Source organism: Variovorax glucosi (genome assembly GCF_051216695.1).
Lineage (GTDB): Bacteria > Pseudomonadota > Gammaproteobacteria > Burkholderiales > Burkholderiaceae_C > Variovorax.
The window spans coordinates 423,576-442,743 of sequence record NZ_JBPJZE010000004.1; the positions used below are offsets into that span (position 1 = coordinate 423,576).

The following is a 19,168-nucleotide window of genomic DNA, read 5'->3' on the forward strand; positions in this document are numbered from 1 at the left end:
AATCAGCGGGCACGACGCGAAAGACACAGAAACACAATGCAACATCACGATCCAGTCGAGTCCCGGGAGGGCAGGGTAGCGGCGGCGCCGGACGGTTTGAAAGACCAGCTAACAATTGCGGAAAACGTTCTGGCGAGCCTGACGGTTGACCTCGACCCCCAATTGCGCTTCGCCGACGACTTGCTCGCGATGACGGATCGCCGCCTGATCGCCCGCGAAACCAATGGCGATCGCGGCAAATGGCGCGACTGGCCCTTGTCGCATCCGGGACTGGCTTTGGTGGTGTCCGATCACGCAGGCGTCGGAACTTTCGACCTCATGGACGCCAACGGTCGGTTGGCTCGCTGGCGTTACACGCTGGCACAACAGCCGGCGGCGCTGCGGTTGCAGAAGGAGTTCGAGCGGCATCAGGAAGGCGCCGCATCCAACGCGGCCGAAGACGGAGCCGACACGACCCGCTCGGGCCTCGGCGAAGCGCTCGAAGCCGAGAAGAAGGTCGTGCCCTCGACCTGGGTGCTGCTGCGCCTCGGCCGTTTCGCCAAGCCGTACCGGAAGCAATTGCTTGCCGGCTTCCTGCTGACGCTGGCCTCCACCGCAGCGACGCTGGTGCCGCCCTACCTGACCATCCCGCTGATCGACGACATCCTGATACCGTTCCAGAACGGCCAGCAGATCGCCATCGAGAAGGTCGCGATGTTCCTCGGCGCGCTGCTGATCTCGGCGCTGGCCGGCTGGGGGCTGGGCTGGGCGCGCACCTATCTGCTGGCGCTGGTTTCCGAGCGCATCGGCGCCGACCTGCGCACCACCACCTACGAACACCTGCTGACGCTGCCGCTCGACTACTTCGGAGGCAAGCGCACCGGTGACCTGATGTCGCGCATCGGTGCCGAAACCGACCGCATCAACGTCTTCCTGTCGCTGCATGCGCTCGACTTCCTGACCGACGTGCTGATGATCGTCATGACCGCCGCCATCCTGGTGTCGATCAACCCGCTTCTGGCTGTCGTCACGCTGGTGCCGCTGCCGTTCATCGGCTGGATGATCCACGTGGTGCGCGACCGGTTGCGCACCGGATTCGAGAAGATCGACCGCGTCTGGAGCGAGGTGACCAACGTGCTGGCCGACACGATTCCGGGCATTCGCGTGGTCAAGGCGTTCGCGCAGGAAAAGCGCGAGGCCGACCGCTTCCGCGACGCCAACAAATACAACCTGCAGGTCAACGACAAGCTCAACAAGACCTGGTCGCTGTTCACGCCCAGCGTCTCGCTGCTGACCGAGATCGGCCTGCTGATCGTCTGGGGCTTCGGCATCTGGCAGGTGGCGCGCGGGCGAATCACGGTCGGCGTGCTGACGGCGTTCATCGCCTACATCGGCCGTTTCTACACGCGGCTGGATTCGATGAGCCGCATCGTCTCGGTGACCCAGAAGGCGGCGGCAGGCGCCAAGCGCATCTTCGACATCCTCGACCACGTCAGCAACGTGCCGGAACCTGCGAATCCGGTGAAGCTGGAACGCCTGTCGGGCCGGATCGAGATGCGCGGCATCGGTTTCCGCTATGGCTCGCGGGCGGTGATCCGCGACATGGACCTGGCGATAGAGCCGGGCCAGATGATCGGGCTGGTCGGCCACAGCGGTTCGGGCAAGAGCACGCTGGTCAACCTGATCTGCCGTTTCTACGACGTGACCGACGGCGCGATCGTGGTCGACGGCGTCGACATCCGCCGCTTCGCCGTGGCCGACTACCGGCGCCACGTCGGGCTGGTGCTTCAGGAGCCGTTTCTGTTCTTCGGCACCATCGCGCAGAACATCGCCTATGGCAAGCCGGAGGCGACGCGCGAGGAAATCGTCTCTGCGGCGCGTGCGGCGCATGCCCACGATTTCATCCTGCGCCTGCCGCACGGCTACGACTCGCTGGTTGGCGAGCGCGGCCAGGGCCTGTCGGGCGGCGAGCGGCAGCGCATCAGCATCGCGCGTGCGCTGCTGATCGATCCGCGCATCCTGATCCTCGACGAGGCGACTTCGGCGGTCGACACCGAGACCGAAAAGGAAATCCAGAAGGCGCTCGACAATCTCGTGAAGGGCCGCACCACCATCGCCATCGCGCACCGGCTGTCGACGCTGCGCAAGGCCGACCGCCTGGTGGTGATGGACCGAGGCGAGATCGTCGAGGTCGGGCCGCACGACGCGCTGATGGAAAAGCAGGGCGCCTACTGGCGGCTGTATCAGGCGCAACTGCGCACGGCCGACGACGAAGGCGTGGCGCAGGGCGTTGCCGACGAGCGCGCGGGTGTCGCCGTCGCCATGACCGGCCACGCGGCCCATCCGGCGGGGGACGCATGAACTTGACCGACAAGATGACGACGGATTTTCAACTCGAGCGCGACGCTTTCGGCCGGCTGGTGCTGATCGATGCGCGCGGGCGGCGGCATGAAGGCGTCGTGCCGGTGCGCGCTTTTCCGCTGAGCGCGCCTGGCGAAGGGCTTTCGCTGGTCGGCTCGGATGGTCGCGAGCGGTTGTGGATCGACCGTGCCGATGCGCTGCCGCCGGCCATGCAGGAAATTCTCGCTCCCGATCTTTCCGCGCGCGATTTCGCACCGGAACTGCTCAAGCTGCACAGCGTGTCCAGCTTTGGCGTGCCGAGCACCTGGACGATCGGCACCGACCGTGGCGACACGACTTTCGTGCTGAAGGCGGAAGAAGACATCCGGCGGCTCGAAGGCGGCTCGCTGTTGATCGCCAGCTCGCACGGGCTGCAGTTCCGCGTCGCCGATCCGAAAGCGCTGGACCGCCCGTCGCGCAAACTGCTGGAGAGATTTCTTTGACTTGACGCCGGAAGGCTGGCGATAATTGCACCATCCAGGAGAAACCGTGCCGAACGGCGCAGTTACCGTAGGCGCAAACCCGAAACGCTCAGGTCCCGTACTGGAGAAATCAATCAAACTGGAGAGTGTTGCAGTCCGTTTTCAGACGGATCATGCAGCCGCCGAAGGTGCAAACCGGTCCGTCGCGACCGGTGAATCTCTCAGGCAAAAGGACAGTGGGGCCGGCTACCGATTTTGGTGGCCGGCCCTTTTCTTTGTCCTTTCGAAACCTGAATCTGAGAGAAAACAACATGAAAGTCATCGTGATGGGCGCCGGCGTGATCGGCGTCGCGACCGCCTGGTACCTGAACCAGGCCGGCCATGAAGTCACCGTACTGGAGCGAAACGCAGGCGCCGCGCGTGAAACGAGTTTCGGCAACGGCGGGCAGATCTCGGTCAGCCATGCCGAGCCCTGGGCCAATCCGTCGGCACCGTTCAAGTTGCTCAAATGGCTGGGTCGCGAAGACGCGCCGCTGCTGTTCCGCCTGCGTGCCGATCCGGCGCAGTGGGCCTGGGGGCTCAAGTTTCTCGCCCAGTGCGGCAAGCAGCGCTCGACCCGCAACATGATCCAGCTGTTGAACCTCGGCACCTACAGCCGCTCCAGCCTGCAGCAACTGCGCACCGACACCGACATCGCCTACGACCATCTGACCAAGGGCATCCTGCATTACTACACCAGCGGCAAGGAGTTCGAGTCGGCGCTGGAGCCGGCGCGGATCATGCGCGAGCTCGGGTGCGAGCGGCAGGTGATCGACGCCGACGAAGTCGTGCGCATCGAGCCGGCGATGAAGTCGATCCGGCCGCAACTGGCCGGCGCTACGTACACCAGTGCCGACGAATCGGGCGATGTGCATAAATTCACGACCGAACTGGCGCGCAAGGCAGCCGAGCACGGCGTGCAGTTCCGCTACGGCGTGCGCATCCAGCGGCTGCGCAAGCTCGGCGGCGCGATGGCCGGGGTCGAGATCGCCAGCGAAAGCGGCATGTACGAAGTGCTGACCGCCGACTCCTATGTGCTGGCGCTCGGCAGCTTCAGCAAGCAACTGGCCGAAGACGCCGGCGTGTCGCTCGACGTCTATCCGGCCAAGGGCTACTCGGCGACGCTGCCGGTGCTCGACGAAAGCAAGGCGCCCAGCGTCAGCCTGACCGACGACGAATACAAGCTGGTTTTCTCGCGCTTCGGCAACCGCATGCGCATCGCCGGCACGGCCGAACTCAACGGCTACGACCTGTCGCTGAATCCCGCCCGCTGCCGCGCGATCGTCCAGCGCGCGCTGGAAGTCTTCCCGGGCATGAGCCGGCCCGAACTGGCGACTTTCTGGGCCGGCCTGCGTCCCGCGACACCGGGCAACGTGCCTTACATCGGCAAGAGCCGCCTCGAAGGCCTGTACCTGAATACCGGCCACGGCACGCTCGGCTGGACGCACGGTTGCGGTTCCGGTCGGGCACTGGCCGAGCTGATGTCGGGCCGCCAGCCGGAGGTCGATTTCGAGTTCTGCGGCTACACGCGACGCAGCGCGACAGTCTCGACCCGCCCGGCTATGGCGACCTGACCGGCAATCCCGGCGACCGTCAGCGCGCGTCCCAGTCCGTGCCGGCGCGCCGCTGTCTTTCTTCTCGCTCTTTGGCCATCTGTTCCGCGAACTGCTGGCGCCCTTCCTTGGCGACGGCAATCAGCTTGGCGCGATCCTTGTAGTGCGGGTAGGTTTCGGCGGTGAGCTTCTGATTGCGCCGCCGGAACGACATTGCCGATTCGCGTGCTTCGTGCGCCGGCCAGCCGAGTACTTCGAGCACCGAGCGCGCACTGCGCAGCGATGACTCGAACAGCTCGCGCTCGATGAACTCGACCTTGCGGTCCTGCAACTGATAGAGATGGCCGACGTTGCGCGCCCGCGCGACGATCCGCGCCTGCGGAAAGTGTTCGCGCACCAGATCGACGATCTCCAGTGATTGCTCGACGTCGTCCACCGCCACCACGATCGCCAAAGCGCTGCCGGCACCGGCCGTGCGCAGCAGATCGAGCCGCGTCGCATCGCCGTAAAAAACGCGAAAGCCGAATTCGCGCAGACCTTCGACCGTGTCCGGGTCGTGGTCGAGCACCGTCACCTTGATACCTTGCGAGCCGATCACCCGGCCGACGATCTGGCCGTAACGCCCGAACCCGCAGATCAGCACCTTCGGCGTCTGCTGCTCCGAGATTTCGTCCATCGCCGCACCGCCGCCCAGGCTGTAGCGCGGCAGCACGAACTTGTCGATCATCACCAGCAGCAGCGGCGACACCAGCATCGACAGCGCCACCGCCGCGATCAAGAAAGACGCGATGGCCGGCGCCAGCACGTCCGGCCCGGCCGCCTGGAACACCACGAAGGCGAACTCGCCGCCCTGCGCCAGCAGCAGCGTGAACACCGGCCGCTGCTGGTAGGGCACCTTCATCAGCACCGAAAGGCCGTAGATCACCGCGCACTTCAGCACCAGAAAGCCGACAACGACCAGCGCCATCAACCCCGGATTCGCCATCAGCACGCCGAAATCGATGCTCATGCCGATGGCGATGAAGAACAGCCCGAGCAGCAGTCCCTTGAACGGCTCGATGTCGGTCTCGAGTTCGCGCCGGTATTCGCTTTCGGCCAGCAGCACGCCGGCCAAAAAGGCACCGAGCGCCATCGACAGGCCGACGAACTGCATCAGCGCCGCGATGGCGACCACCAGCAGCAGCGCGGCAGCCGTGAAGATTTCGGGCGTGTTGCTGCGCGCGATCCAGCGAAGCACCGGCCTCAGCAGCAGACGGCCGCCGAGCACGATAGCTGCGATCACGCCGATGATCTTCGCCGCCTGCAGCGCGCGTGCGGCGCCGGTCACGGCTTCGTGCGTATCCGCGCCCACGCCGGCCAGCAGCGGAAGCAGTGCGAGGATCGGGATCGCGGCCACGTCCTGGAACAGCAGGATCGAGAAACCGGCCTGTCCGCTGACCGTCGGCAGCAGGTTGCGCTCGCCGAAGACCTGCAGCGCGATCGCCGTCGACGAAAGCGCCAGCCCCAGCGCAGCCACCAGCGCCACGCGCCACTCGGCACCCGCCAGGTAGCCTACGCCGAACAGCACCGCCGCGCACCCGAGCACCTGCGCCGAGCCCCAGCCGAAGATCGGACGCCGCAGGCTCCAGAGACGCTCGGGCTCGAGTTCGAGGCCGACGAGGAAAAGCATCAGCACCACGCCGAATTCGGCGAAATGCAGCACGTCCTGCGGACTGGAGACCAGGCCCAGTCCCCAGGGACCGATGGCGATGCCTGCCGCGAGGTAGCCGATGATCGATCCGAGCCCGAGGGCGCGCGACAGCGGTACCACCAGCACGGCGGCACCCAGGTAGATGAGGCTGTTGATCAGCCAGGCGGGAGCGTGTTCCATGTCGTGTCTCGATGCTTTTCAGCTTGCCGGCATTTCGATGGGCGCGGTGCCGGGGCGGTCCTGCGCCGGGACGATGCAGGTCGCGCAGTCGCCGAACTCGTCCATCTCCGGCCAGGCCGGATAGCTCGAGAGTCGATCGGCGAAGGTGTCGGCATGGGATTCGAGCGACGCCCGGTCGGTGCTGCGCGCGCCGTGCAGGACCAGCGGCGGCAGGAAACGCATGCCGCACAGCGCCGCCGTCTGCTCGTAGGGCGGCAGGAAGGCATCGAAGAAATAGCGGTTGTAGCCTTGCGGGTGGTAGCTGTCTTCCGCAGCGCCGGTCGACGCCACCAGCCACAGGTCCTTGCCTCGAAGCGCGATGCCTCCTTCGCCGTAGGCCCAGCCGTAGCGGAGCACCTCGTCGAGCCAGAGCTTCTGCAGCGCCGGCATCGAGTACCACTGGATCGGATGCACCAGCACCAGCAGGTCGGCGGCTTCGACGCGGCCCCGTTCGGCCTCGGCGTCGATGGCGTAGTCGGGATAGGTGGCATAGAGATCGTTGATGTCGATCCGCGCGCCCGCTGTCGCGGCGGATTCTGCAGCGGCCATGAGCCGGCGCGTCACGCGCGACTCGCGCCAGTGCGGATGTGCGGCGATCAGGTAGATGCTGTGCCGGTTTTCCGGCGCTGTTGTCATGGGCGTCATCCCGCGAACATAGCGCGCTTTCGGCTTGTCGCGCCGTCGACACGAAGGCGGCGCACGCCGATCTACAGTGCGCGCCATGACCAAGACATTCCAGACTCTTCAGAATCTTGCCGCATGCGTCGGCCAGGACGAAGTCGCCATCAGCGACTGGATCACGATCACTCAGGCGCAGGTCGACCAGTTCGCCGAAGCCACCGGCGACCGGCAGTGGATTCACGTCGACGTCGAGCGCGCGAAGGCCGGACCGTTCGGCGGACCGATTGCACACGGCTTTCTGACGTTGTCGCTGCTGCCGCAGTTCTTCGAGAGTGCGCTGACGGTCGCCGAATCGCGCATGGGCGTCAATTACGGACTCAACCGTGTGCGTTTCATGTCGCCGGTGCCGGTCGGCAGCCGATTGCGGGCACGGCTGAAGCTGCTGTCCGCCGAGCCGATCGCCGGCGACGGCTTGCAGCTGACGTGGGAGGCGACGATCGAACTCGAAGGCGCGACCAAGCCGGCTTGCGTGGCGGAATCGGTGGTGCGTCGGTTCAAGTAGCCGCGCTCATTCGAAGCCGTTCTGTCGCCAGGCTTCGAACACCGTGACGGCGACAGCGTTCGACAGATTCAGGCTGCGCTGACCTTCGCGCATCGGCAGCCGCAGCCATTGGGCCGGTGCGAAGGTTTCGCGCAGTTCGGGCGCTAGACCACGGGTTTCGGAGCCGAACACCAGCCAGTCGCCGTCTGCGAACGCGACGTCGTGCACGCGCCGCGTGCCGCGTGTGGTGAGCGCGAACATCCGCTCGGGCAACGGTTTTTCGGCATCCAGCAATGCCTGCCAGTTCGCATGGCGCCGCACTTCGGCGTACTCGTGATAGTCGAGGCCGGCGCGGCGCAGCAGGCGGTCGTCCATCGAGAAGCCGAGCGGCTCGACCAAGTGCAGCATGCAGCCGGTGTTGGCCGCCAGCCGGATGACGTTGCCGGTGTTCGGCGGGATTTCGGGTTCGACGAGGACGATGTGGAACATGCGGCGATTGTCTCGTGCCAACGAACGTCGCTCTGTCGCGTCAGGCCGTTCGTGCCAGCACCACCGCCGAGATGTTCGATGCGCCGGCCGCCCGCAACACCGTCGCCGCAGTGAAGAGCGACGCGCCGCTGGTCATGACGTCGTCGATCAGCATCACCCGGCGGCCGCGCACGGCATCGGGACGCAACGGCTCCACGGCGAACGCCGACTGGAGATTTCGCAGGCGGTCGGCGCGCAGCAAGGTGCTCTGTGCGGGCGTGTCGCGCGTGCGCAGCAGCAATCTGGCGTCGGTCTTGTCGGGCGCGAGCCGGCGTGCGAGTTCGTGGGCCTGGTTGAATCCGCGCTGCCGCAGTCTTTCCTTCGACAGCGGCATCGGCAGCACCAGATCGCACTGCTCGATGCGCAGTTCAACCCATGGCGCACTGCGCATCAGCGTCGCGAACGGCATCGCCCAGCCGGCATCGCCGTGAAACTTGAAGCGGGCGATGTGCTCGGACCACGGCCAGGCGTAGTCGCAGGCGGCCAGGCAGGCGTCCAGCGGCGGCGGATGGACGATGCAGTCGCCGCACCGATTGCCGGCTTCCAAATTCGACAGCGGCAGAGCGCAGGTGGTGCAGCGCGGCACCGGCGCGGCGAAGCGCGCAATGCACGCATCGCAGACCGGTTGCGACGGCCAGGCACGGCAAACCGCGCACTGGCTCGGCAGGCGGTCGATCCAGCGCGAGAAGATCGAAAAGGGGAAGAAAGGACGTACGCCCCGGCCGGAAAACATCGCTCAATATACTGAGCGCTCCCATGCCTACCGAATCCGCACAGCGCCCGCCGACCATCGATGCCGAGGCCGCAGCCCGCTGGGAGCGCCTGGCGCCGCCTGCCGTTCCTGCATCCGACACCCTTGCGTCGCCCTGGCTGCACGAGGAGATCGGTCGCCGGATGGAAGACCGGCTGCAGTGGATCACCGTGAAGCCGAAGACATGGGCCGACTGGTCGCCGCTGCGGGGCGGACTGGAAGCCCATGCGCTGGTCGCCCGCCGGTACCGCGATGCGCCGTCTTTCGTGATCGAGTCCGATGCCGCTCTGGCTGCCCGCACGGCAAGCACGCTGGCTGCGCCCTGGTGGACGGCTCGCCGCTGGCAGGGCGCGCAGGCGCGCTTCGACCCGCTGCCGGAGCAGGGCGTCGACATGCTCTGGGCCAACATGGCGTTGCACATGGCGGCCGACCCGCAGGCGCTGATCGCGGCCTGGCACCGCCGGCTCGCGACCGACGGCTTCCTGATGTTCTCCTGCCTGGGCCCCGACACGGTGCGCGAGCTTCGCGGGCTGTACGAGCGTCTCGGCTGGCCGCCAGCCGGCCATCAATTTACCGACATGCACGACTGGGGCGACATGCTGGTGGGGGCCGGATTCGCCGAGCCGATCATGGACATGGAGCGCATCGTGCTCACCTGGGCCACCCCCGAAGCGGCGCTGGCCGAACTCCGCGGAATCGGCCGCAACCTGCATCCGGGCCGTTTCCCGGCGCTCCGCGGGCGGCGCTGGCACGCGGAATTGCGCGCGGCGCTGGCCGGCCTGGCCGTTCCGGGAGAGAACGACGGCCGGATCGCGCTGAGCTTCGAGATCATCTACGGCCATGCCTTCAAGCCGCCACCGCGCGTTGCGCTGTCCGGCGAAAGCGCGGTTTCTCTGAGGGAAATGCGCGAGATGCTCCTGCGCGGACGGCCCTGATACGGGTCAACCCGAGTAACCGACCCGCTACAATTCCCAACAGCGTGAACTCCTGGGCATTTTCCCGCGCCGCTCCGATTTGGCGAACACATACGTGTCGAACTCCGTGTTTCGTTTTGCCGTCGTTTCGGGCCAGAGCACCGACTGGATCCTGAAGCGCAACTGCTCCGTCGCACCGAGCCAGCTAGGCTGGCTCTACGTGTCGTTGTGCGTGGTTTCGCTCGGAATCGGCACGGCTTTCTGGCTTAACGGCGCACCTCTCGTGTTGCCGTTCGCCTGGCTGGAGCTGGTGGCCGTGGGTGCCGCTTTCGTGATCTATGCGCGTCACGCCACCGACGGCGAGCGAATCGCGCTGACCGGCGGGCGGCTGGTGATCGAACTGGAGAACGGCGGGCATCGCGAGCGCACCGAGTTTTTGCCGCATCAGGTGCGGATCGAACCTCAGGCCGGCGACGGTTCGCTGATCGAGGTGTCGGGACAGGGTCGGTCTGTCAAGGTGGGGCGCTATGTGCGCCCCGAGCTTCGTGCGGCACTGGCGCGCGAGATACGCATGGCGCTGCGCGGTGCCTGAAGTGACTCGGTCAGCCGTCGGTTAACGAAAAAATGAAGAAGTGAACACGATGAAGAGCATTTGGCGCAACAAGTTCAGTCTGGCGAATCTGCTGCTGGCGGCCGGAACGACCGTCTCCGGTGCGGCCCACGCGGTCGAGGATCTGGCCGGCGGTCCGATGGTGCGTCAGCTCAACATGCCGGTCGGCGTGACCAAGATCGCGCAGGAGCAGCATTTCCTGCATACGGTCATGATGATCCTGTGCACCGTGATCTTCGTTGCCGTGTTCGCGGTGATGTTCTATTCGATCTGGAAGCACCGAAAGGCCGCAGGCCACAAGGCGGCCAACTTCCATGAATCGGTCGTGGTCGAGGTGATCTGGACCATCGTTCCGTTCATCATCGTGATTTTGATGGCACTCCCAGCCACCAAGGTGCTGGTCGCGCAGAAAGACACCACCAACGCCGACCTGACCGTCAAGGTCACCGGCTACCAGTGGAAATGGGGCTACGACTACATCAACGGCGAGGGTGAGGGCCTGGGCTTCATCTCGACGCTGGACAGCTCGCATCGCGCGATGTCCAACAGCGGCGCCAAGGGCGAGATTCCGGTCGACTACCTGTTCAAGGTCGACAACCCGCTGGTCGTTCCGGTGGACAAGAAGGTGCGCGTCATCACCACCGCCAACGACGTGATCCACGCGTTCGCGGTGCCGCAGTTCGGCATCAAGCAGGACGCGATTCCCGGTTTCGTGCGCGACACCTGGTTCCGTGCCGAAAAGGTCGGCGATTACTACGGTCAGTGCCAGGAACTGTGCGGCAAGGAGCACGCCTACATGCCGATCCACGTGAAGGTGGTTTCGGCCGGCGACTACACGGCCTGGGTCGATGGCAAGCGCAAGGAAGCCGCCGCCAAGCAGGACGATCCGAACAAGGTCTGGGCGCTGCCCGAGATCCTCGCGCGCGGCGAAAAGGTCTATGCCGCCAATTGCGCGGCCTGCCATCAGGCCAACGGCAAGGGTGCCGGCCCGATCAAGGCGCTCGACGGCTCGCCCAAGGTGCTCGACCCCGACCACACCGACCAGATCAACGTGCTGCTCAAGGGCCAGGCCAACGGTGCGATGCCGTCGTGGAAGCAGTTGAGCGATACCGACATCGCCGCGGTGATCAGCTTCACCAAGAACAGCTGGTCGAACAAGACCGGCCAGCTGGTGCAGCCGGCTGAAATCAAGGTCGAGCGCGCGAAGCTCTAAAAGGAATAAAGACATGAGTGCAGTTCTCGACCCCCACGGCCACGGCGCCCACGGCGCCCACGGTGCCCATGACGACCATGCGCACGACGAGCATCACGACATGCCGACCGGCTGGCGTCGCTGGCTGTTCGCCACCAACCACAAGGACATCGGCACGCTTTACCTGCTGTTCAGCTTCACGATGCTGATGGTCGGCGGCGTGCTGGCGCTGCTGATCCGCGCCGAGCTGTTCCAGCCTGGCCTGCAACTGGTCAACCCCGAACTGTTCAACCAGTTCACCACGATGCACGGGCTGATCATGGTGTTCGGCGCGATCATGCCGGCCTTCGTCGGATTCGCGAACTGGATGATTCCGCTGCAGATCGGCGCGTCCGATATGGCCTTCGCGCGGATGAACAACTTCAGCTTCTGGCTGATGATCCCGGCCGCAGTCACGCTGGTGGCATCGTTCTTCATGCCCGGCGGCGCGCCGGCTGCCGGCTGGACGCTCTATGCGCCTCTGACGCTGCAGATGGGTCCTTCGATGGACGCCGGCATCTTCGCGATGCACCTGCTGGGCGCCTCGTCGATCATGGGTTCGATCAACATCATCGTGACCATCCTCAACATGCGCGCGCCCGGCATGACGCTGATGAAGATGCCGATGTTCTGCTGGACCTGGCTCATCACCGCCTATCTGCTGATCGCCGTGATGCCGGTGCTTGCCGGTGCCATCACCATGACGCTGACCGACCGCCACTTCGGCACCAGCTTCTTCAACCCCGCCGGCGGCGGCGACCCGGTGATGTACCAGCACATCTTCTGGTTCTTCGGTCATCCCGAGGTCTACATCATGATCTTGCCGGCCTTCGGCATCATCAGCCAGATCGTGCCGGCCTTCGCACGCAAGCGGCTGTTCGGCTATGCGTCGATGGTGTACGCCACCTCGTCGATCGCGATCCTGTCATTCATCGTCTGGGCGCACCACATGTTCACCACCGGCATGCCGGTGACGGGCCAGCTGTTCTTCATGTATGCGACGATGCTGATCGCCGTGCCTACCGCCGTGAAGATCTTCAACTGGGTCGCCACGATGTGGCAGGGCTCGATGACCTTCGAGACGCCGATGCTGTTCGCCGTCGGGTTCATCTTCGTGTTCACGATGGGCGGCTTCACCGGCCTGATCCTGGCCGTCGCACCGATCGACATCCAGCTGCAGGACACCTATTACGTGGTGGCTCACTTCCATTACGTGCTGGTCGCCGGCTCGCTCTACGCGATGTTCGCCGGCGTCTATTACTGGTTGCCCAAGTGGACCGGTGTGATGTACAGCGAAACGCGCGGCAAGATCCACTTCTGGTGGTCGCTGATCTCGTTCAACGTCACTTTCTTCCCGATGCACTTCCTGGGTCTTGCCGGCATGCCGCGTCGCTACGCCGACTATCCGATGCAGTTCGCGGACTTCAATGCGGTTGCCAGCGTCGGTGCGTTCTTCTTCGGTTTCGCGCAGGTCTACTTCTTCCTGTTCGTCGTGTTGCCTGCGATGCGCGGCAAGGGCGAAAAAGCACCGCAGAAGCCTTGGGAAGGTGCGGAAGGCCTGGAGTGGGAAGTGCCGTCGCCGGCGCCGTTCCACACCTTCGAGACGCCTCCGCGCCTCGATGCGACCGCGTCGAAGATCATCGGTTGACCTGACATGGCAACCACGCCCGAGCAGAAGAAGCGCAATCGACGGATGGGGCTCACGCTCGCTTCCATCGCCGTGCTGTTCTTCATCGGTTTCATGGTCCGCATGGTCGTGATCGGACGCTAGATGGCCCTGGGTATGCGCATCCGTCGCGAGAACGTCCGCATGGTCGGCAAGCTGGTCGTGGTCGCGGCCGGCATGTTCGCCTTCGGCTACGGGCTGGTGCCGCTGTACCGCGCGATCTGCGAGATGACCGGCATCAACGTGCTTGCGCGCTCGGAGCTGCAGGTGCCGGGTGGTGCTTCGGGCGGCTCGGACGTACGTGTCCCTGGCAACACGCAGGTCGACATGACACGGACGATCACGGTCGAATTCGACGCCAACGTTCGCGGGCTTTGGGATTTCAAGCCGGCGCAGCGGTCGATGCAGGTGCATCCCGGTCAGCTGAACACGGTGATGTACGAGTTCCAGAACGTTCAGAACCGGCGCATGGCTGCACAGGCGATTCCGAGCTACGCGCCGCAGCAGGCCGCGCCGTACTTCAACAAGCTCGAATGTTTTTGCTTCAACCAGTACACGCTGGAAGCCGGCGAGAAGAAGCAATGGCCGGTCGCCTTCGTGATCGATCCGAAGATTTCCAGGGACGTGAAGACGATCACGCTGTCGTACACCTTCTTCGAGGTCGGTGGCAAGACGCCTCCGGCCCCGACAGCCGATGCGGCGCAGGTCACGCCGGCGGAGCAGCGCTCGTGAAGGACGACGGTTTCGCGACGCCTCCACGCAAGGGTTCGCTGCTGCGCACGATCAAGGCCGTCGCATGGGGATTTTTCGGGGTGCGCAAAGAGAGCGCCTACGCCGAAGACATCGCAAGGCTGACGCCGCTGCATATCGTGGCGGTCGGTCTGGTCGGTGGAATTCTGTTTGTGATCGGCTTGATCATGCTGGTCAAGTTCGTGGTTGCGACCTGATCACCGATCAACGGCATGAAGCATTGCACCGAAGAAACGACAACGAGAGAAGAAAGCCAGGAGCTGATATGAGTTCAACCACCCACGGCACCGCGCCCTACTATTTCGTGCCGGGGCCGTCGCGCCACCCGATCATGGCCGCCATCGGCCTGTTCTTCGTGATCCTGGGGGCAGGGCAGTGGGTCAACGGCCACGAGTGGGGCGCATATTCGCTGGCGCTCGGGCTCTTGTGGTGGTGGGTCGTGCTGTTCCAGTGGTTCCGCGAAGCCATCGGGGAGAGCGAGAGCGGCAAGTACGGCAACAAGATCGACCTGTCGTTCCGCTGGAGCATGAGCTGGTTCATCTTCTCGGAGGTGATGTTCTTCGGTGCATTCTTCACTGCGCTGTGGTGGGCGCGCACCCATGCGCTGCCCGCGCTAGGCAGCCTCGACAACGCGCTCCTGTGGCCCAACTTCAAGGCCGTGTGGCCGAGCGTTGCTGCCGGTGTCACCGGCTCGCCGGCCGACACCGTCGAGCCTTTCCAGACCGTCGGGCCGTTCTGGCTGCCGACGATAAATACCGCGCTGCTGCTGAGTTCCGGCGTGACGCTGACCATCGCGCATCACGCATTGCGCGCCGACCACCGTGCGCAGTGCGTGCGCTTCATGTGGGCCACTGTGCTGCTCGGCAGCATCTTCCTGTGCGTGCAGGGCTATGAGTACTACCACCTGTACACCGAGCTGAACCTCAAGCTGAATTCGGGCGCCTACGGTTCGACCTTCTTCATGCTGACCGGCTTCCACGGCCTGCACGTGTTCATCGGCACGCTGATGCTGTTCTTCATCACGCTGCGCCTGCAGAAGGGACACTTCACTGCGGAGCGCCATTTCGGCTTCGAAGGTGCCGCCTGGTACTGGCACTTCGTGGACGTGGTGTGGCTGGGTCTGTACGTTCTGGTGTACTGGCTTTGAGCGTCGAGAACGGCACCGTCGAAAAGCGCCGCAAGGCGCTTTTTTCATGGCCTCGCGGCTGGACCTGGAACGAGCACGACCTACTTGCCGACGGGGATGCCGCCGGGCTGGATGTAGCCCAGCCGCCACGCGAGCAGAAGGCAGAGAAACAGCAGCACCGAAAGGCCGATACGGACAGTCAGCGCGCGCGCCATGCCGCCGCTTTTGGCCCGCCCATCGCGCCCGTCCTTCAGCATGAAGTACAGGGCCCATCCGAGGCTTCCCAGGATGCCGATGAACGCAAGGCCGATGAGGTATTTCATGCTCCGGATTATCGGGCGGCAGCTCCGTCCCCGGCATTGACGCAGCCTCTCCCGCGCCGGCGTCGCCGCGGCAGCTTCGCCGTGATCACGCTGGCGATGATCCTGGCGATCTATGCGACGGTTTCGCTCGGCCGCTGGCAGCTGTCGCGCGCCGCGCAAAAAGAAGCGCTGCAGGCAGGAATCGATGCGCAGAAGCTTCTGCCGCCGATCGATCAGGACGCGTTCCTCGCGCTCGGCGATGTGAAACGCGCGCCGCCCGATGGCCCGGGACTGAACGACCTGATGTACCGCCCGGTCAAGTTGCGCGGCCTGTGGCTTGCGCCGCAGACCGTCTATCTCGACAACCGCCAGATGAACGGCCTGCAGGGTTTCTATGTGCTGACGCCGTTCGCGATCGAGGGCAGCGAGCAGACGGTGATGGTCCAGCGTGGCTGGGTACAGCGCAATTTCAGCGACCGCACGCAGCTGGCGCCTATCGACACGCCGGCTGGGCTGGTCGAGGTAACCGGACTGATCGCGCCCCCGCCTGCACATCTGCTGGAACTGGGTAAGGCAGAGTCGGCAAGCGGCGCAGCATCGGCGGCCGCATCGGCTGGACCTGCCGGAGCGGCCGTTCCCGCGTCGGAAATCACGGCCAGCGCGCCGACCAGTACCGTATCCACGAGCGCCGCCGCCGCGTCTTCGCCCGACACCGTCCCGGCGGTCCCAGTGGGGTCTTACCCCATCCGGCAGAATCTGAGTCTGCAGGCATTTCGCACCGAGACCCGGTTGCCGCTGCGCACGGATCTGTCGTTGCAGCAGACCGGCGGAGCTTCCGAAGGTCTGCAGCGGAACTGGCCGGCACCGGCGCTGGGAGTGGAGAAGCATTACGGCTATGCCTTCCAGTGGTTCGGCCTCTCGGCGCTCTTAGCCGTGCTTTATGTGTGGTTCCAGCTGATCTCCCCGTGGCTCAGAAGGCGCCGCGAACGCGCAACCGTCTATTTCACCCAGCCCAACGACCCCCGATGAACCCTGCTGACGAACCCCTCGGCCTGACGGTGCACTCGATGCCGTCGCCGAACCAGGCGCTCGACAGCGAGAACGTCCGCCGCACGGTCAGCGGCCGCTGGAAGATGCTGATCGTGCTGGCATGCTGCGCGGCGCCGGTGATCGCCTCGTACTTCACTTATTACGTGATTCGTCCCGAAGGCCGTCGCGTCTACGGCGAACTGATCGATCCGCAACGTCCGCTGCCCGCGACCGTGGCGCTGTCGCCTGACGGCAAAAATACCACGTTGACCTCGCTCAAAGGGCAGTGGTTGCTGATCACGGTGGCCGATGCGGCTTGCGACGCACTGTGCGAGCAGCAGCTGTATCTGCAGCGCCAGCTGCGCGAAAGCCTGGGCCGCGAAAAAGACCGCATGGAGCGCGTCTGGCTGGTCAGCGATGCCGCGCCGGTGCCCGAGCGGCTGGCCAACGGACTGCATGGCGCGACGGTGCTGCGGGTGTCGCCGGCCGAGCTGGCGCAGTGGCTGGCGCCGGCCGCCGGGCACACGCTGGCCGAACATTTCTTCGTCGTCGATCCGCTCGGCAACTGGATGATGCGTTTTCCGGCGCGCATGGACACGACCGGCGCCGGACAGGCCAAGCGCGACCTCGACCGCCTGCTGCGCGCCTCGTCGTCCTGGGACGAACCCGGCCGCTGACGCAGTCGCCGAACGACACCATGGACACGAACTCCGCTCTTTCCCTGTACGACCTGAAGCCGGTCGCCTGGCTGATGGTCGTCGGCATCCTGCTCGCGCTGGGGCCGCTGATCTGGGTCTGGAGCCGCAATGCAGGTGCCGGTCAGGCGCGACGGCTTCACGCGCTCACCGTACTCACGCTTTTCCTCACATTCGACCTGACGATGTTCGGCGCCTTCACGCGACTGACCGATTCGGGGCTCGGCTGCCCCGACTGGCCCGGCTGCTACGGCAACGCCAGCCCGGTCGGTGCCCGTCATGAGATCGCGATGGCGCAGGCCGCGCAACCCACCGGCCCCGTCACGCACGGCAAGGCCTGGGTCGAGATGGTCCACCGCTATCTCGCGACCGGCGTCGGCGTGCTGATCCTCGTTCTTGCCGTGGCGACATGGATCGAGCGGCGCCGTCAGCGTCGGCTGCCGGTGACTGCCGGCCAAAGCGGCAGTCGCGCCGTACTCAGCGCATGGTGGCCGGCAGCGACGCTGGTCTGGGTCTGCCTGCAGGGCGCCTTCGGTGCGCTGACCGTAACGCTCAAGCTGTTCCCGGCCATCGTCACGCTCCACTTGCTCGGCGCGATCGTGCTGCTTGCGTTGCTGTGCATTCAGGCGGTTCGCTATCCGCAGGTTGCAACCGGTCGGTTGCCGACGGTGATCGCATCGTCGCTGCGTACGCTGCTGATCGTCACGACAGGGCTGCTCGTATGGCAGATCGCGCTCGGCGGCTGGGTCAGCACCAATTACGCCGTGCTCGCATGCACCCAGTTCCCGACCTGCCAGGACAGCTTCTGGCCGCCGATGAACTTCGCGCAGGGCTTCCAGATCTGGCGCGAGCTCGGAGTGGATGCAGGCGGAACGCCGATCGATTTCTCGGCGCTGACCGCCATTCACTATGTTCACCGGCTGATGGCCTACGTCGTCTTCGTCGCGATCGGCTTGCTGGCCTGGCGATTGAATCGTCAGGTGCCGGCGCTGCGTCCGCAGGCTCGCTGGCTGGCCGGACTGGCGCTGCTACAGCTCGCGACCGGCCTCGGCAACGTACTGCTTGACTGGCCGCTCGCCGCCGCGGTGCTTCACACCGGCGGTGCCGCGGCGCTGGCGATCGTGCTGGTCTGGGCGCTTTGCGAGAGCCGGCTCGCCCGGCAAGCTGGAGGCGCCGCATGAGCACGCCATTGCCCACGCCCGCGCCGCAGGTCGAAACCACGGCTTCCGTGATGCGCCAGTTCTACGCGCTCACCAAGCCGCGCGTCGTCCAGCTGATCGTGTTCTGCGCGCTGATCGGCATGGTGCTCGCCGTTCCGGGCATTCCGTCGCTCGCCGACCTGCAGCGCGGCCTGCTGGCGTGCATCGGCATCTGGCTGGTCGCGGGCGCCGCGGCGGCCTTCAACTGCCTGGTCGAGAAAGGTATCGATGCCAAGATGAAGCGCACCGCCTGGCGGCCGACCGCGCGCGGCCAGCTGAGCGACCGGCAGGCGCTGCTGTTCTCGGCGGCGCTGTGCACGGTCGGTTCGGTGTTGCTCTGGTTCACGGTCAACCCGCTGACCATGTGGCTGACCTTCGCGACTTTCGTCGGATACGCGGTGGTCTACACCGTCATCCTGAAGCCGCTGACGCCGCAGAACATCGTGATCGGCGGCGCGTCGGGCGCGATGCCGCCGGTGCTGGGCTGGGCCGCGATGACTGGCGACGTCGGCCCCGAAGCGCTGATCCTGTTCCTCATCATCTTCCTGTGGACGCCGCCGCATTTCTGGGCGCTGGCGCTCTACCGGGTCGAGGATTACCGGAAGGCCGGTCTGCCGATGCTCCCGGTGACGCACGGCAATGAATTCACGCGGCTGCAGGTGCTGCTCTACACCTTCATCCTGTTCGCAGCCTGCCTGATGCCGTTCATCTACGGCATGAGCGGCTGGCTTTATCTGGCTGTGGCGGTTGTCGTGAGCTTCGGCTTCTGCGGCTACGCGTTCGCACTGTGGCGCAATTATTCGGACGCGCTGGCTCGCAAGACCTTCCGTTTCTCGCTGATCCACCTGAGCGTGCTTTTCGCGGCGCTGCTGGTCGATCATTACCTTTTCTGATTCCGTTCGA

At 65.3% G+C, this 19,168-nt stretch carries 21 protein-coding genes and 1 riboswitch; of the genes, 16 read left to right on the plus strand and 5 right to left on the minus strand.

Translation table 11 applies throughout. The annotated features are described in order from the left end of the window. The first annotated feature begins 36 nt into the window (after window positions 1–36). The 3 genes from ACSFA3_RS20360 to ACSFA3_RS20370 all read left to right on the plus strand — a co-directional run bounded on the left by ACSFA3_RS20360 (window position 37) and on the right by ACSFA3_RS20370 (window position 4,414). A complete protein-coding gene (locus ACSFA3_RS20360; protein WP_435507306.1) occupies window positions 37–2,340 on the plus strand; it encodes a cyanophycin metabolism-associated ABC transporter in 2,304 nt (767 codons plus the stop codon). Beyond that, entirely contained in the window at window positions 2,337–2,822 is a 486-nt protein-coding gene (locus ACSFA3_RS20365) for a cyanophycin metabolism-associated DUF1854 family protein (RefSeq protein ID WP_435507307.1), read from the plus strand. Before ACSFA3_RS20360 ends, ACSFA3_RS20365 begins: the two co-directional genes overlap by 4 nt. Window positions 2,823–2,930: 108 nt before the next feature. Beyond that, window positions 2,931–3,048: riboswitch (glycine riboswitch) on the plus strand. A 43-nt stretch (window positions 3,049–3,091) separates the two neighbouring features. After that, entirely contained in the window at window positions 3,092–4,414 is a 1,323-nt protein-coding gene (locus tag ACSFA3_RS20370) for a D-amino acid dehydrogenase (RefSeq protein WP_435507399.1), read from the plus strand. A gap of 19 nt (window positions 4,415–4,433) precedes the next feature. Here the strand turns inward: ACSFA3_RS20370 and kefC are convergent, their stop codons facing one another. Both kefC and kefF read right to left on the minus strand, forming a co-directional pair. Next, window positions 4,434–6,263 carry a glutathione-regulated potassium-efflux system protein KefC gene (kefC, locus tag ACSFA3_RS20375; RefSeq protein ID WP_435507308.1) on the minus strand — a complete coding sequence of 610 codons (1,830 nt, stop codon included), beginning with the start codon at window positions 6,261–6,263 and terminating at the stop codon, window positions 4,434–4,436. A gap of 18 nt (window positions 6,264–6,281) precedes the next feature. Next, the gene (gene kefF, locus ACSFA3_RS20380; RefSeq protein WP_435507309.1) at window positions 6,282–6,947 is read right to left on the minus strand and encodes a glutathione-regulated potassium-efflux system oxidoreductase KefF; all 666 of its coding nucleotides are present in this window, start codon (window positions 6,945–6,947) and stop codon (window positions 6,282–6,284) included. A 76-nt stretch (window positions 6,948–7,023) separates the two neighbouring features. Between kefF and ACSFA3_RS20385 the strand changes: the two genes are divergently transcribed. Further along, window positions 7,024–7,485, plus strand: coding sequence for a MaoC family dehydratase (locus ACSFA3_RS20385; RefSeq protein ID WP_435507310.1), 462 nt, complete (start codon window positions 7,024–7,026; stop codon window positions 7,483–7,485). A gap of 6 nt (window positions 7,486–7,491) precedes the next feature. On the opposite strand, the gene ACSFA3_RS20390 is transcribed toward ACSFA3_RS20385, so the two are convergent. Both ACSFA3_RS20390 and ACSFA3_RS20395 read right to left on the minus strand, forming a co-directional pair. Continuing rightward, complete coding sequence (locus ACSFA3_RS20390) at window positions 7,492–7,953, minus strand: tRNA (cytidine(34)-2'-O)-methyltransferase (protein WP_435507311.1); 462 nt, start codon at window positions 7,951–7,953, stop codon at window positions 7,492–7,494. Between the two features lie 40 nt (window positions 7,954–7,993). Further along, on the minus strand, window positions 7,994–8,725 hold the full coding sequence (locus tag ACSFA3_RS20395; protein ID WP_435507312.1) for a phosphoribosyltransferase family protein: 732 nt from the start codon (window positions 8,723–8,725) through the stop codon (window positions 7,994–7,996). Between the two features lie 23 nt (window positions 8,726–8,748). Here ACSFA3_RS20395 and ACSFA3_RS20400 point away from each other — a divergent pair, with 23 nt between their 5' ends. The 8 genes from ACSFA3_RS20400 (at window position 8,749) to ACSFA3_RS20435 (ending at window position 15,061) form a co-directional block, all read left to right on the plus strand. Then, window positions 8,749–9,678 (plus strand): biotin synthase, encoded by a 930-nt coding sequence (locus ACSFA3_RS20400; protein ID WP_435507313.1) that lies wholly within the window; start codon window positions 8,749–8,751, stop codon window positions 9,676–9,678. Between the two features lie 94 nt (window positions 9,679–9,772). Further along, entirely contained in the window at window positions 9,773–10,249 is a 477-nt protein-coding gene (locus ACSFA3_RS20405; RefSeq protein ID WP_435507400.1) for a DUF2244 domain-containing protein, read from the plus strand. A 49-nt stretch (window positions 10,250–10,298) separates the two neighbouring features. Further along, window positions 10,299–11,480, plus strand: a complete 1,182-nt coding sequence (gene coxB, locus ACSFA3_RS20410; RefSeq protein ID WP_435507314.1) for a cytochrome c oxidase subunit II — start codon at window positions 10,299–10,301, stop codon at window positions 11,478–11,480. Between the two features lie 13 nt (window positions 11,481–11,493). After that, complete coding sequence (ctaD, locus tag ACSFA3_RS20415) at window positions 11,494–13,146, plus strand: cytochrome c oxidase subunit I (protein WP_435507315.1); 1,653 nt, start codon at window positions 11,494–11,496, stop codon at window positions 13,144–13,146. Window positions 13,147–13,152: 6 nt separating this feature from the next. Continuing rightward, window positions 13,153–13,269: a cytochrome oxidase small assembly protein gene (locus tag ACSFA3_RS20420; RefSeq protein ID WP_435507316.1), complete on the plus strand. Its 117-nt coding sequence runs from the start codon at window positions 13,153–13,155 to the stop codon at window positions 13,267–13,269. Next, window positions 13,270–13,896 (plus strand): cytochrome c oxidase assembly protein, encoded by a 627-nt coding sequence (locus ACSFA3_RS20425; RefSeq protein WP_435507317.1) that lies wholly within the window; start codon window positions 13,270–13,272, stop codon window positions 13,894–13,896. Next, window positions 13,893–14,111 carry a DUF2970 domain-containing protein gene (locus ACSFA3_RS20430; RefSeq protein WP_435507318.1) on the plus strand — a complete coding sequence of 73 codons (219 nt, stop codon included), beginning with the start codon at window positions 13,893–13,895 and terminating at the stop codon, window positions 14,109–14,111. The genes ACSFA3_RS20425 and ACSFA3_RS20430 overlap by 4 nt, the downstream gene beginning before the upstream one ends. Window positions 14,112–14,179: 68 nt before the next feature. Further along, on the plus strand, window positions 14,180–15,061 hold the full coding sequence (locus ACSFA3_RS20435; RefSeq protein ID WP_435507319.1) for a cytochrome c oxidase subunit 3: 882 nt from the start codon (window positions 14,180–14,182) through the stop codon (window positions 15,059–15,061). A gap of 80 nt (window positions 15,062–15,141) precedes the next feature. Here the strand turns inward: ACSFA3_RS20435 and ACSFA3_RS20440 are convergent, their stop codons facing one another. Next, complete coding sequence (locus tag ACSFA3_RS20440; RefSeq protein WP_435507320.1) at window positions 15,142–15,363, minus strand: twin transmembrane helix small protein; 222 nt, start codon at window positions 15,361–15,363, stop codon at window positions 15,142–15,144. A 36-nt stretch (window positions 15,364–15,399) separates the two neighbouring features. Here ACSFA3_RS20440 and ACSFA3_RS20445 point away from each other — a divergent pair, with 36 nt between their 5' ends. Genes ACSFA3_RS20445 through cyoE form a run of 4 tightly spaced genes read left to right on the plus strand, consistent with a single transcriptional unit; the run spans window position 15,400 to window position 19,158 of the window. After that, the gene (locus tag ACSFA3_RS20445; protein ID WP_435507321.1) at window positions 15,400–16,371 is read left to right on the plus strand and encodes an SURF1 family protein; all 972 of its coding nucleotides are present in this window, start codon (window positions 15,400–15,402) and stop codon (window positions 16,369–16,371) included. Next, complete coding sequence (locus ACSFA3_RS20450) at window positions 16,368–17,048, plus strand: SCO family protein (RefSeq protein ID WP_435507322.1); 681 nt, start codon at window positions 16,368–16,370, stop codon at window positions 17,046–17,048. The genes ACSFA3_RS20445 and ACSFA3_RS20450 overlap by 4 nt, the downstream gene beginning before the upstream one ends. A gap of 20 nt (window positions 17,049–17,068) precedes the next feature. Then, window positions 17,069–18,247: a COX15/CtaA family protein gene (locus ACSFA3_RS20455; protein WP_435507323.1), complete on the plus strand. Its 1,179-nt coding sequence runs from the start codon at window positions 17,069–17,071 to the stop codon at window positions 18,245–18,247. Then, a complete protein-coding gene (cyoE, locus tag ACSFA3_RS20460) occupies window positions 18,244–19,158 on the plus strand; it encodes a heme o synthase (protein ID WP_435507324.1) in 915 nt (304 codons plus the stop codon). The genes ACSFA3_RS20455 and cyoE overlap by 4 nt, the downstream gene beginning before the upstream one ends. Window positions 19,159–19,168 lie beyond the last annotated feature (10 nt).